This window comes from Fulvivirga kasyanovii, from assembly GCF_009711405.1.
In the GTDB taxonomy this organism is placed as follows: Bacteria; Bacteroidota; Bacteroidia; order Cytophagales; family Cyclobacteriaceae; genus Fulvivirga; species Fulvivirga kasyanovii.
This window is the reverse complement of the sequence record NZ_SMLW01000497.1, coordinates 1-14114: the sequence shown is the minus strand read 5'-3', so window position 1 is coordinate 14114 and position 14114 is coordinate 1. Positions and strand designations below refer to the sequence as shown.

13 protein-coding genes are annotated in these 14114 nt (G+C 44.4%); 11 read left to right on the top strand and 2 right to left on the bottom strand.

Annotated elements, in window-relative coordinates; translation table 11 throughout:
* A partial coding sequence (locus E1163_RS09905) for a family 43 glycosylhydrolase (protein WP_155171283.1) occupies positions 1 to 1587 on the bottom strand: 1587 nt, incomplete at its 3' end.
* Positions 1588 to 2212: 625 nt separating this feature from the next.
* Here E1163_RS09905 and E1163_RS09900 point away from each other — a divergent pair.
* The 4 genes from E1163_RS09900 (at position 2213) to E1163_RS09885 (ending at position 3876) form a co-directional block, all read left to right on the top strand.
* The gene (locus E1163_RS09900) at positions 2213 to 2557 is read left to right on the top strand and encodes a 5-carboxymethyl-2-hydroxymuconate Delta-isomerase (protein WP_155171282.1); all 345 of its coding nucleotides are present in this window, start codon (positions 2213 to 2215) and stop codon (positions 2555 to 2557) included.
* A 43-nt stretch (positions 2558 to 2600) separates the two neighbouring features.
* Positions 2601 to 2969, top strand: coding sequence for a DUF7079 family protein (locus tag E1163_RS09895; protein ID WP_155171281.1), 369 nt, complete (start codon positions 2601 to 2603; stop codon positions 2967 to 2969).
* A gap of 79 nt (positions 2970 to 3048) precedes the next feature.
* Positions 3049 to 3363, top strand: coding sequence for a hypothetical protein (locus E1163_RS09890; protein ID WP_155171280.1), 315 nt, complete (start codon positions 3049 to 3051; stop codon positions 3361 to 3363).
* A 9-nt stretch (positions 3364 to 3372) separates the two neighbouring features.
* Entirely contained in the window at positions 3373 to 3876 is a 504-nt protein-coding gene (locus E1163_RS09885) for an endonuclease V (RefSeq protein WP_155171279.1), read from the top strand.
* Between the two features lie 54 nt (positions 3877 to 3930).
* Here E1163_RS09885 and E1163_RS09880 read toward each other — a convergent pair whose 3' ends face one another.
* Positions 3931 to 4644 carry an adenylate/guanylate cyclase domain-containing protein gene (locus E1163_RS09880; RefSeq protein ID WP_155171278.1) on the bottom strand — a complete coding sequence of 238 codons (714 nt, stop codon included), beginning with the start codon at positions 4642 to 4644 and terminating at the stop codon, positions 3931 to 3933.
* Between the two features lie 260 nt (positions 4645 to 4904).
* Between E1163_RS09880 and E1163_RS09875 the strand changes: the two genes are divergently transcribed.
* The 7 genes from E1163_RS09875 to E1163_RS09845 all read left to right on the top strand — a co-directional run.
* Positions 4905 to 5540, top strand: coding sequence for a response regulator (locus tag E1163_RS09875; RefSeq protein ID WP_155171277.1), 636 nt, complete (start codon positions 4905 to 4907; stop codon positions 5538 to 5540).
* Positions 5541 to 5913: 373 nt separating this feature from the next.
* Complete coding sequence (locus E1163_RS09870) at positions 5914 to 7452, top strand: pyridoxal phosphate-dependent decarboxylase family protein (RefSeq protein WP_155171276.1); 1539 nt, start codon at positions 5914 to 5916, stop codon at positions 7450 to 7452.
* A 2-nt stretch (positions 7453 to 7454) separates the two neighbouring features.
* Positions 7455 to 8795 (top strand): lysine N(6)-hydroxylase/L-ornithine N(5)-oxygenase family protein, encoded by a 1341-nt coding sequence (locus E1163_RS09865; RefSeq protein WP_155171275.1) that lies wholly within the window; start codon positions 7455 to 7457, stop codon positions 8793 to 8795.
* Positions 8792 to 9973 (top strand): MFS transporter, encoded by a 1182-nt coding sequence (locus tag E1163_RS09860; RefSeq protein WP_221417977.1) that lies wholly within the window; start codon positions 8792 to 8794, stop codon positions 9971 to 9973. The genes E1163_RS09865 and E1163_RS09860 overlap by 4 nt, the downstream gene beginning before the upstream one ends.
* 17 nt (positions 9974 to 9990) lie before the next feature.
* Entirely contained in the window at positions 9991 to 10593 is a 603-nt protein-coding gene (locus E1163_RS09855; RefSeq protein WP_155171274.1) for a GNAT family N-acetyltransferase, read from the top strand.
* Between the two features lie 19 nt (positions 10594 to 10612).
* Positions 10613 to 12442 carry an IucA/IucC family protein gene (locus E1163_RS09850; RefSeq protein WP_155171273.1) on the top strand — a complete coding sequence of 610 codons (1830 nt, stop codon included), beginning with the start codon at positions 10613 to 10615 and terminating at the stop codon, positions 12440 to 12442.
* Positions 12443 to 13027: 585 nt separating this feature from the next.
* Positions 13028 to 14114: heparan-alpha-glucosaminide N-acetyltransferase domain-containing protein (locus E1163_RS09845; protein WP_155171272.1), on the top strand; the 1087-nt coding region annotated here is incomplete at its 3' end.

Below are 14114 nucleotides of genomic sequence, written 5' to 3'. Positions count from 1 at the left end.
TATGTTGTTTAAAGTCCATGACAGGTTAACTGCGCCGTCAGCTCCTGATGCCTGTAAATCAACCGATGCAGGAGCATCGACAGTGCCCACTAAATCGGCAGTCCATCTTTGGCAGGCATGGTTAGAGTTGGACCAAAGTTTAACAGCATAATCTTGTGTATATGCATAAGGGATCTCCATGATAACATCCTTGGTAGAAGGATAAATTATTAGTTTCCCATGGACGTCTTTAACCAGTCTCCACTTCTGATTAATAGCTCCGGTATACTTACTGGCTAGTTGGATCTTGCTGTTATAATCAGGAGCAGCTACTTCAAGGTATTTGCTGGTATCGGCAAAACTCTGAATAGTGTACTCTCCTGTTCCTAAGGGTTTAAAGTACCAACGCTGTGTAGCCTGAGTATCATCTTTTGTATACTGATAAGCAATTGTTCCGGCATTTGTGCTGTTCCCCTCCAGGCCCAGGACCTTATTGCTATGTGCATTTGTTAAAGTATAAACGCCTTCTTTGAGAAAATCCATGGAAATGCTGGGCCAGCCATCCTCACCCCATTCGAGTTTTGCGAGGCCTAAGGTAGGGCTGCCCATATTGTTAGCTTCCTCATTCGGAAAAGGGCCATTGGGTTCATAGTAATGGAAGGTTACATAATCCACACCATTTTCCCTGAAAGACCCCAGGTGTCCCGGGCCGTAGTACCTGTCTTCCAGACCCCGGCTGTCATCATGTTTGAATACGATAGTTCCTCCACTAGCTTCATTTTCAAGTCTCATTTGCTTCCCTGATTTGTCTACAAACGGTCCTTGTGGAGAGGTAGACCTTCCCATTACGATGTAATAAGAACTTGCTATGCCTGAACAGCAGCCACCTTTGTTGTAAAATAAGTAATAATACCCGTCATGGTACAGCGTGTGAGCTCCTTCACCCTCTCCATAGCTATATCCGCCTGTCCAGGAATTAGCGACCGATACCGTAGTGCCTTTTGGTGCTCCACTTACGGTATCAATCTCGGTAACCATTATGCCGTCTTTATTGAAGGAACCATAGGTCATCCAAACCCGGCCATCAGGGCTTTTCATCATAGCGGGATCTATGGCATTAATGTTCCAGCCCCATTTTGGAGAATGTATTCCTATATCTCCCTGATCCACCCATTTATATTCTGGGTCTTGAGGGTCTAGTGTTTTATTTACCACCACCCCAATACATGAGTAGGTAGTGCCCCATACAGAAGCGGAGTAATACAGATAATATTTACCATTCATATGAATGATGTCCGGTGCCCAAAAGTGCCCCTCAAATTTATCTGTGTTGTTTGGGTTTTTAGCATACTTCAGTATCCAGTCAGGAAATGCTCCATTTTGGAAGGCGGAGGGACCATCAGTCCATGTCACCAGATCCGTTGAATATTTAGATGAAATGCCGTTTCCCGTGCCAAAAATCCAATACTTGTCTTTACATTTTATTATACTGGATGGGTCATGAATACCTGTAGGCCACAATTGACCGTAGGATTGGAAAAACATCAAACTCATGAATACTATGAGAGTCAGATGGTTTAACTTAAGGTTGATTTTTCTTGCTTTCACTATATTATTTGGTTTATGGTTTTTTTATACCACTATAGATCAACTTGGGGCGCGAATTTAGTATTTTAATTCGGTTTTAATCGTATTAATATTCGTAAAAACGGTTTGTTTTTACTCTGCTAGTTGAGGAAATTCAGGATTTTTTTCATCGACCTTATAACGACTGATATGTTCGTTGCAGGGTATTGCAATATTTAACAACCTATTATTACAATATGAGGAAATTGTTTTTGACTAATTCTTCCTTAAGAATTACTCCTGAAGGCTTAAATTCCTTAATGGCACATGGAAAATCAGGATGTTTGACTCATTATGAAATTGCTCTAGGTTTGCAAAAATTGACTTGAAACTGCCTATGTCAAAAATAGATTGCTAGCTTTAAAGAATCAGATGGAATTTCCGGCAGACACTAACTTTTCGCCTCGATGTTGGAAGGCAGTTGTTATCAGCAATCGACAGAAGCAGTTGGTGGAATTTTATAAAACAACAATAGGTGCAGTTTACTGCTTTTCAAAGGCAGCTTCACATTGAGTGTTTTATTGTAAGATTCATTTGCTCTACGGGTTTTTCAGTTTGAAGCGCTTTAAAAAAGGATTCATCGTTTTTTTTTTAAATATATTAATATATGCCACATTTTGTAATAGATTGCTCAGAGAATATTATTAGCCAAAAGGCCCCGGAAGAGATCATGAAAGCCGTATTTGAGACCGCTGAATCTACCGGATTGTTTAAGCAGGCCGACATCAAAGTAAGGATCCATCCATTTAAGTATTACAATACAGCCAACACCCAAAACGATTTTTTGCATGTGTTTGCCAACATCATGGAAGGCCGGGATATTGATCAAAAGAGTGATCTCTCTAAAAGAATGGTCAGTAAGCTCAATGAGATGTTCCCGGACGTACCCGTGATTTCTATGAACATCAGAGATTTTGAGAGAGCGAGCTATTGCAACAAATCAATGGTTTAATTCATTAACCTTTTGAGGTAAGCTAATTTTTTAATTCCGGCCAATGAATATCATTGATGACAGATTACCCGTATGGGTTGCCCTCTCCGAGTTCTACCTGGACACAGAGCTTCAGGAGAAGGATTATGATTTCATTTACAGGCAACTGAAAGACTCCGGCAAATCAATTAAGGAGCTTAAAACAATTGATCTGTACGAGGTTTTTCCCGCTTTACAGGCCAATCTGAATAGTGTGGTGGGAGAGTGGGCCGGTTTTGATGAACAGTGGCTGGCCAAAGTATGTGCTGAAAATTATAGAAAACGCAACAATCCAATTTTCAGGCTGATTGTTACCCTGCGCAATAAGCGCTACTATTGGATGAGAAGGGACCATTGGAAAGTGATCGAGGAAAGATTTGCGTCAGGTTCATAGACTAATCCGGCACAGTATTGATTATCTTTTCCTATTTTAGTTTTATTCTTATCCTAATATCAATTTAAATCCTGCTAATATGAAATTTGATAAGTTTACAAAAGTGATACTCACCGTGATAGCTGTTAACCTGTCTATCCTCACGCTGAAAGAGTTGAGCATTATCCCCGAAGCCCATGCTGATGATCTAAAGGAACCGGTGCAATTGGTGGAGAATCAAAAATATGGGTTAGTACCTGTTAATGCTGATGGCTCCATTACGGTCAGGCTGAGCGATAAAGTAGATGTGAACCTGATCGACATCAATACGTCAGATAAACTGAACATTCATGTGAAATCTTCCGATTCTTACTCCCTTAAAAATGCCGGGCCATTGGAAGTAAAAACGGACTGATCGGGGCGAATGATTTTAGCTTTTGATACTTACTACCGGGGCAATAGCGCCAAAACTGTGGCTGTGGCTTTTGAAGACTGGACGGATCATGAGCCTGTGGAAATATACCATGAGTTCATAGAAGGCGTAAAGGAATATGAACCCGGGCAATTTTATAAGCGTGAGCTTCCGTGTATTTTAAGCCTGTTGCAAAAGATTGATACCGGGCAGCTTGAGGCCATAGTAGTGGACGGCTATGTGGTGCTTGATGATACGGGGAAGCCAGGGCTCGGAGGCCATTTATACGAAAAACTGGAGGCACAATTTCCGGTGATTGGAGTGGCTAAATCCAACTTCGCCAAGTTACAAAAGAACAAGATGGAGGTTTGCCGCGGCCAAAGCTTGAACCCCCTTTACATCACCAGTAAAGGAACAGCATTAAGCAAAGCTGCAGACAACATCAGGAATATGCACGGAGACTACCGCATGCCCACCCTGCTGAAAATCCTCGATCAGGAAACGAGAAAGGAGTAGGGGAAGTAAGACCTCCAAGGTTTAAAAAAACCTTGGAGATCTTTTTGTATTTATTCAATTCCCCACATAAGGCTTTCCCAAAAGATGTATCCTGCATGGCCCGACAACACCTTTCAGGCTGATCTCCGTTGTTGGCTGGTCTGCCGGAGGATTGTTAAGCATTTCAAAGGCAGTGGCAGAAATAATGAAGTTATTGTTCAGCTCTTTAGTAGCAGCCTCTAACCGGGAAGCAATATTGACCGGATACCCCATCACGATCAAATGATCTTTGCCTCCCAAATGGATAGTGCCTGTAGCCACTTTACCCGCGTGGAGGCCTATACCTACATCAATACGCTGATTCAGTTTTTTTACAAATATATTTTCATTCAGGCCTTCGAGGCTTTCTAAAATGGCTTTTCCTGCCTTTATTGCTGATGCCACTGCCTCTTCTACACCACGGTCAAATCCGAAGGCTGCATAAAAGCCATCACCGGAAGTCTCTATGATCTGGCCATGGTTAGACCGGACGATAGTCTGAAATGAGGAGAACAGCTTCCTTACAATGTAGATCACCTCATGCGCCGTATGTCGCTCAACAAATGGAGTGAAATTGCGGATATCCAGAAAGAACAAGGCCATTTCCCGCTCCTCTTCCTTTGGCTGTGTCCAGAGGTCAGCCTGTGAGGTATCTTTTGTGGCGGCCTTTCTGTTTTTCTTTAGCCTTCTGTTTATATCAACCTGTATGGATTGTGAGACACTTGGGGTAAATAATTTTAGCTGTTTCATGGGGTCGGTCAGTTTTTTGGTGCGTTGGTTCCTTTGTTTTTTATAAAGGTATTATGCACTTGTGACAGCCCTATGTCAGCAGGGATATGGAAATTTTTACTTTTTTAAAAATTTCATTGGAGCATACCATAGAAGGGACATTTTTGGAGGTGAAAAAGTGCAAATCACTAGCACTAGCTATACCGGAATACACATTTCACGACTAGTTTTGCTTCTTATTTAAAATCATTTTAAATAAGACCTAAACCTGACCAAACGACATGATTACGGCAGTAATAGCTGATACCCAGCCTTTGTATAGAGATGGATTGAAACTGCTTTTGCGCAATAGGAGAAAGGTAAAAGTAGTATCGGAAGCTGAAAATAGTGATGAACTATGCAGGACTGTGGCTCAGCACCAGCCGCAATTAGTGATGCTGGATTATGATATCCCCGGACATTTTAGTATCAATGATATAGGCAACATCCGTAAAAACTCCCCGGAAAGCAGCATCATCATAGTCTCGTCTGATGTCTGTAAAACCAATATCAACCGGGTACTTGAGTCAGGAGTGGAGAGCTACATTACCAAAGAGTGTAACAAAGAGCAGGTACTGAGGGCCATAGAGACCGTAGCTCGTGGAGAGAAATTCTTTTGTCATAAAGTGCTTGAAGTTTTACTGGAAAAGCGGGTAAATCCCATAGCAACCCTGGCAAGCAGGGTTCCGGAACTTACGGAAAGGGAAATGGAAGTGACCAAACATATTGGAGCCGGAAAGAAGCCGTATGAAATAGCCGAAGAATTTTCCATCAGTATACATACAGTACGCACCCACCTCAAAAACATCATGAAAAAGCTCAATCTCAAATCTACCAGCGATCTGGTTCTATACGCCGTCAACAACCGCATAATGTAATGTATGCAGAAGGTTCTGTAAAGAGATAGTTCTGTCAGGGACAGAACCTGGGAAGGCTGTGTTTCAGAGCATACAGTAGATGATCTGTCAGGGAACAGATCATGGAGAAGGAGTGCATCCTTATGCTTTTCCCAGGCAGAATTGCTTCCGCCTCATATACCCAATTTTAGGTAGATGAATACCTCAAATTCACTACTTATTCCTACCTCATAAAATACCCTAAAAATACGCCATTTGCGGGATTGTCCGCCCTTCACATTGCCAATACATTTGCAGCAGAAACACCTTATTTAGAATTATTCTAATTAAGAAAATTGTAAGTGCTTTACTCTTAGAACTTTAGCTAAAACTAACTATAAACCAATGTCTTGTCATGAATTTTGAAAAAAACGACACCGCACTGCTGGATCAGATTATCCGGAGTACTAGTAACAAGTACTTCTTTAATGATCTGCCGGAGAATAAATTTTTGTACCAAAAGAGCATCCACGAAGCCGCCAATGCGGTAGTGAACCACCTTGAGTCACGCGATACACCTTTCACCGGAGTTTCGGTGGAGGCCATTGAGCAAAGGTTTGAAAAGATATTTCTGGATGCAGAAGAAAACCTAACGCTCAATGAGACCCTAGAGGAGCTAAAAGAGCTGTACCTTAATGATGCTGTTAATTTCCACCATAACAAATATGTGGCACACCTCAATTGCCCTGTGCTAATACCAGCCCTGGCTGCGGAAGTGATTATCAGCTCTATCAACACCTCCATGGACACCTGGGACCAGAGCATAGGAGGCACTTTTGTTGAGCTTAAGTTGATCAACTGGACGCTGGACCACATGGGCTACCCTGCCGATGCAGATGGTATTTTTACCAGTGGAGGCACCCAGTCTAACCTGATGGGACTTTTGCTGGCGAGAGATCAGTTTATTAAAACCCACTTTGCTGTAGATCCTAAAATGCAGGGGTTGCCGGCCGAAGCCGCCAAATTCAGGATATTTTGCTCTGAAGTCAGCCATTTCAGCCTCAAGAAAAATGCGAGCCTTCTTGGGCTGGGGCAAAATTCCATTGTTCCCGTGGCTGTTGACCACCACTACAGAATGGATATGTCGGCATTAGGGCAGGCCATAGAAATAGAAAGGGCAAAGGGCAACATTGCCATAGCAGTGGTAGGTACAGCCGGCACCACGGACATGGGAGCTATTGACCCATTGACAGAAATAGCCGCAATAGCACAGCAGTATGGACTGTGGTTTCATGTAGATGCTGCCTATGGAGGTGGCTTATTGTTGAGTGATAAGCATAAGCACAAGCTAAAAGGCCTGGAGCTCTCTGATTCTGCCACCATTGACTATCACAAAACCTATTTCCAGCCGGTTAGTTCCAGCGCATTTTTTATGAGGCACAAGAAGTATGTCGACCATATAAAATATCATGCTGATTATCTGAATTCCAAGGAGCAGGAGGATGAAGGCATCCCCAACATGGTGAAAAAATCAATACAAACCACCCGCCGTTTTGATGCCCTGAAGCTTTGGCTGACGTTGCGTGTGATGGGCAGGAAGCGTTTGGGCCAATACATTGATGATATCATACAACTTGCCCAGGACACAGCCATGTCACTACGCACCTCCGGAGATTTTGAAGTGTTGAATCAGCCGGAAATCAGTGCCATTCTTTTCAGGTATCAGCCCTTTCAAAAAGGCAAGGCTCTTACCGAAGAGCAGCTATCCAGGCTCAATGCCTATATCAGAAAGGCCATGTTCCATGAGGGTGAAGCTTTGATAGCCAGTACCAAAGTAAATGGATCAGTTTATTTGAAGTTCACGCTCCTCAACCCGCTTACTACTATCCAGGACATGGAGGAGATCATTCAAATCATTAAAAAACACGGACAAGAATTCTTTAGAAATAATTAATTATGACGACAACTAAAACATACGACTTTGCCGCCATTGGGGTAGGGCCCTTTAATCTGGGTCTGGCCTGCCTCACAGAGCCTATTACCGACCTGAACGGTATATTTTTAGACAAGCGGGAATCATTTAACTGGCATCCGGGCATGCTGCTGGAAAATACCACGTTGCAGATTCCTTTCATGGCAGACCTGGTTACGCTGGCGGATCCTACTAACCCATACAGCTTTCTCAATTACATCAAAGAGCAGGGTAGGATCTATTCATTTTATATCAGGGAAAATTTCCTGCTGCTTCGCAATGAATATAACCAGTACTGCCAATGGGTGATCAGTAAGCTGCCTAACATTGTATTTAATACCGACGTTCAGCAGATCACCTATAACGAGCAGCGGCAATGCTATCAGGTGCAGACGCTTTGCACTCAAACCGGTGACCTCAAAACGTACCAGGCCAGGAAACTTGTGGTGGGCACGGGTACGGTACCCTATATTCCGGCCTGCTGCAATGAGCTCATGGGCCAGGCTGTACACTCGGCCTCTTACCTCAACCATAAAAAGAAGCTGCAAGCCAAAAAGTCAATTACCATCCTGGGTAGCGGACAGAGTGCGGCAGAGATCTTTTATGACCTGCTCCAGGAAATAGATGTCCATGGGTATGAGCTCAACTGGATCACGCGGTCACCGCGCTTTTTCCCGCTGGAATACAGTAAGCTGACCCTCGAAATGACCTCGCCTGATTATGTCGATTATTTCTATGAACTGCCCGCCGAGCGCAGGGATAAGCTGGTAAAAGAGCAGCAGAACCTGTACAAGGGGATCAACTTTGATTTGATTGGCGACATTTATAACCTGCTTTACACCAAACAGCTTACTCACGATATTAAGGTTGGTTTGAGAACTAATTCGGAGCTTACAAAGGCCACCTTTGATCAGGAGACCGGCAGCTTTGCGCTTGAAGTATGCCAGCGCGAAATCAATAAGCACTATCGTCTTGATACGGAGGGCCTGGTTCTGGCAACGGGCTATACCTATCGCACCCCTGCATTTGTTGAAGGCATTCGCGACAGGATAAAGTGGGATGCCAAGGGCAGGTATGATGTGCACCGCGACTACAGCATTGATAAACATAATGGTGAAATTTATGTGCAGAATGCCGAGCTCCACACGCACGGCTTTGTGACCCCGGACCTGGGAATGGCCTGCTATCGCAATTCGCACATCATCAGGTCGCTGACAGGAAAAGATCATTACCCGATCGAGCAGAGAATTGCATTCCAGCAGTTTGGGGTGAATGAAGAAGAAGAGATCAGTGTGGTGGAACCGCAACTTGAGGAACAGCCATGATGAACCTTCGTTTTTTTCTCATTGCAATGACCTTGCTGGCAGTGGTGAGCGATGCTATGCTTATGCCTTTTTATCCCCAGTTTTTTGAGGAGACGTTTGGCATGAGCAATCCACAACATGTGGGGTACTACATAGCCGCCACGTGCTTTACCGTAATGTTTGCCTTTCCGTTTTGGGCCTGGGTGGCCAGGCGGGTGCCGGAGCTCAATCTGCTGGTATGGACACAACTGCTGGCCGGGCTGCTTTGCATTTATTGTTACTGGACGCAAAGCCTTGTGGAGTTTTGGATAGTTTCCCTTTCTATGATCGTTTTTAAGGGTAGCTACCTGCTCATTTATCCGTATGTAATGAGCCTGGAGAAGAAAGGTAACTATTCGGGCACCATTGGGCTGTTGTCGGTAATTGTCCACTTTGGAAGTATACTGGGCGCCATTTTGGGCGGATATGTGGTTGATCTGTATAATCCTCGAAACCTGTTTCTGATCATGGCGATCGGTGATTTTGTTCAGATGGCGGTGAGCTTCTTTCTCATCAAAAGCAGCAGGTTTGATACCAGCCGTACGCATGAAGAGGCTGACAAATCAGCAGAGGACTCATCATTAGTGCCGCACGGGTTCATTTTTAAGCTGGGGATGATCACGCTTGTGTTCTATTTCAGTGCCTTTCTTATCCGTCCGTTTTTCTCGCTTTACTGGGAGTCGGTATCGGTTTATGATTCTGAAATAGTATCAGGCTTTATTTATGCCATACCCGGAGTGGTAGCACTTTTTGCTCTTTGGCTGAGCCACAGACAAAAGCAATCTGATAACAGCTATAAAGGCATCGTACCGGCCATGCTGTTGGGGCTTGCCGGGCTGTTTTTGCAATCTGCCCCAAGTGACCTGGTGGTGTTTCTGGGCCGGTTTGTTTACGGCTGGGCCATGTACCATGCCGTGGTGAAATACGATGTATTGCTTTTTGAGCTAAGTACTCCGAAGTCATATGCCACGGATTACAGCAAGATCCATTTTTTTCAAAACCTGGGGGTCCTGATAGCTTCATTCTCTGCCGGGATATTGGTAGACCTGCACGGTTTGCAAATGCCATTCTTTGTGGCAGCAGCAGGCTTCATAGTTACCCTGCTGGCATATTACTTCAGTTTTAGGTCAAAAATATCACTGGCACAAACATCTACCTGATTTTAAATAACCAGAAAATGAAAACAGCACAAGAAATACATAACATCCCTACCAGGGAAAGGGAAATAGTCTTTGCCCAAGAGATGGTGAATATTGGAAGGATAACGCTTTCCCCTTTAATCCTGGAGGAAGATGTGCCTCTGATCCATGATTGGGTCAACCGCGACTATGCCAAATACTGGATGATGCAAAATACATCTCTTGAAGACGTACACCGGGAGTACGAAAGGCTTTTGACTTATTCGGAAATTTTTATAGGAGCAGTAAATGGCAAGCCTTCATTTCTGATGGAAAAATACAAAACATCGGATGAAGTCATAGGCAAACACTATCGTGTGGAGTCCGGGGACTATGGTATGCACATACTCGTAGCTCCGGCCGATAAACCCATTACAAATTTCACCTGGTATATTTTCAGGTTTATCATGACCTTTTTATTTACCGACGAGCGGGTAAAGCGTGTTGTGGTGGAGCCGGATGAAAGGAACCATAAAATACACGGACTCAACAGGAGGGCAGGATTTGAATACGAACGTACGGTAAAGCTACCCCATAAAACGGCTTGTCTGGCCTTTTGCAACTATGAGCAGTTCAGTCAGGCCATTAAAAACCAACCTTGAATTTAAAAATATATTAAAAATGAAAGATATTAATTTCTCACCGGAATCGGCCGTTAGCCATCTAAACCATGAGGTGTGGGAGAAGGTAAACAGGCTTCATTTAAAAAAGGCGATTAGTGAATTTGCCCACGAGCTTCTGATCACGCCGGAATTATTGCATCAGCAGGGTGATGTCGGACACTATTTACTTCGGGCAGACTATGGTAATGCAGAATACAGTTTCAAAGCACAAAAGCTACACCTGGATCACTGGCATATTGATGAAGCATCTATTGAAAAGGTGATCAATGGGCAGGCTGCCACTCTCGATTCGTTAAAGTTTATTACCGAATTCAGGGACAGCCTCGGCATTCCTGCAGAAATGCTGCCTACCTACATGGAAGAGATTAGCAGTACTTTGTATGGTGCAGCCTATATGCACACCAAAAAGCAGTTAAGTGCATGTGAATTGACGGTGGCAGAATATCAGGATATAGAACATGCCATGACAGCGGGGCATCCTTGCTTTGTAGCAAACAATGGCCGTATTGGTTTTGATGCTTCTGACTACCAGGCGTATGCCCCCGAAGCCGGTGCCCCTGTAAAAATGATATGGGTTGCTGCCCATAAAAGCAGAGCGGATTATGCGGGAATAGAAAGACTGCCTTACGAAGCCCTGATCATCCGGGAGCTTGGAGCGGATACTTTGGGGAAATTCAGCGCTGTCTTGCAAGAGAAGGGGCTGAATAAGGCTGATTATTATTTTATGCCTGTCCACCCATGGCAGTGGTTTAACAAGCTTGTGCATATTTTTGCCGCTGATATTGCTTCAAACCTGCTGGTATGCCTGGGCTATGCTTCTGATGAATATTTGGCGCAGCAGTCGATAAGGACTTTCTACAATATCACCAACCCCGAAAAACACTATACCAAAACGGCGCTATCCATTCTAAATATGGGTTTTATGCGAGGTCTGTCCCCCTACTACATGAGCAGCACACCGGCCATTATGGAGTGGATCACAGAACGGCTGGCAGGTGATGCTTACCTTACTGAGAAAGGTTTTACCATGTTGGGCGAAGTGGCTTCGGTAGGGTATCGCAACCACTATTATGAAGAACTGGGCAGAAGCCTGGCCTACAATAAAATGCTGTCCGCACTTTGGCGCGAAAGTCCGGCCACGGTACTCCAGCCGGGGCAGAAATTGATGACTATGGCAGCATTGCTCCATGTCGATACAGAAGGAGCCGCATTTGTACCCGAATTGATCAGGTCAAGCAGGCTGGATATGGACGAGTGGCTGACGAGGTATCTGGATTGCTATATGAGTCCGCTGCTACACTGCTTCTATGAATATGATATGGTGTTTATGCCGCATGGAGAAAACCTGATATTGATCCTGGAAAATAACGTACCGGTAAAAGCCATAATGAAGGATATCACCGAAGAAGTAGTGGTGCTGAGCCCTGATGTGGTATTGCCTGAGAAAGCGAAGAGGTTATATGCCCCTACGCCTGAAGATGTCAAGCTGCTATCCATCTTTACCGATGTATTTGATTGTTTTTTCAGGTTTTTATCTGCCATTCTTGTAGAGCATGCACAATACGATGAAGAGAGGTTTTGGAACCTGGTGGCACAATGCATCCAAAATTACCAGGATGCACATCCTCATTTGATTGACAAGTTTGAGCAATATGACCTCTTCGCACCAGAGTTTACACGCTCATGCCTTAACCGATTGCAGTTAAGAAATAATCAGCAAATGGTAGACCTGGCTAACCCCAGCAATAACCTGCAATTTTTCGGAACATTGAAAAACCCGGTAGCCACCTACAAACGGGCAAGTGCTGAAGTGGTTGAGCCAGTGTGAAGATAAGCAGGAAGGTGATATTGAAGTGTGCTGTCTGGGGACAGCACACGGGATGAGGTAGGAGACAGAGCGTGGGTTGGGGGCAGAACACCGACAGAAGCAGAACATGGATTGGAAGTGATATCAACCCATCATCTGCAAACTCTATTCAGAACAAAAGCTCTGAAAGAGCCAAATCCACTAGCCCCGGGCTATGCCCGGGGATTTAACCCGAATAGAAATTGTGCCAAAGGAAAACCCTGCCATAAAACGCAGACCCTGTTGGCACACACAGATAAAGGGCACATCCACTAAGGGCGAATTATAGGTATTCAAACCAACCTTTTTAATGTGCCGGGCTTTTACGGACAAAGCTCTGAAAGAGCCAAATCCATTAGCCCCGGGTGTAGCCCGGGGATTTAAACCGAATGGAAATTGTGCCATAGAAAAACCCTGCTATAAAACGCAGACCCTGTTGGCACACATACTGGCAAATTGGAGCGTCAGGAGCCGAGTGCGAAGTCTCCAGATAAAACATAGATTAACCAAACACAAATAATCCAAAACAACCTAATTCAATCTAACACATCTAAAACTACAATTGAAATGCAAACCAATAACAGAATACTGGCCATTGACTTTGCCCGTGGCCTTAGTGTAGTGCTTATGATACTCGTGCATACCATGCTCGTGTATGGAGATGCCGCAACACGAAACGAATCCGTCTTAGGACAGGTAGTTCACATACTAGGGCAGGGTGCCCCCATGTTCCTCGTGTCTATGGGTATTTCCTTTGTTTTTTCAAGGAAGCAAAGTTTCAGGGGATCCCTTAAAAGAGGAGGTATTATCCTGCTGGCCGGTTATACCATGAACATCCTCAAATTTATTGTCCCTACGTTATTCTTCGGAGGGCTTCCCGTGCCTTTTGTAGAAGCCTACGGCATGACCTACGGTGACCCTTCCAACATGGTGTTCTTCCTTCTTCTGGGAGATATTCTGCAATTGGCCGGCCTGACCCTTATCCTGATGGCATTTATCGTGCGCTTTTCCAAAAGTAAATATGTGCCGTTAGTACTGGCCCTGCTCATCGTTATGGTGTCCAGCGAGCTGAGAGGCTATAGGCCGGGCATTGTAGGACTGGACTACATCTGCGACCTGTTATGGGGTGCAACCTACCAGGTATATTTCCCGATGTTTCCGTGGAGTGCATTTATATTGATAGGCCTGTTTTTTGGTATGTGGTTCAGAGAGAAGGGTTCTGATCAGGCATTTCTTTTTAAGTCCATGCTGGTGGTAGGCTTAGGTTTGCTGACTGTTGGCGTACTGATGTGCCTCTATGATTTCACCTACCACTTTGGCGATTATTACCACCTTGGCCCGGGCGGTTCGCTGGGTTTGATGGGACTCAACCTTGTAGCGCTTTGGGCGGTCAACCTGCTTACAACACATGTTAAAACCAACCGTGCTTTTAAGTTTTTATATTACTGCAGCCGGAATGTTACCTCACTATATATTACACAATGGGTGTTGATTAACTGGGGAATGTCCGTTTTCGGTTTTTGGGGGCATCAGGGGGTAGTAGTACTATCGCTTATGCTGCTATTCCTGCTCCTGTCATTAAGTCTGGTGTACCTCAAAAATAATTACCGTACACTCTTGATGTCGCAAAAGAATCCGGAAAGTTTGAGCAAAA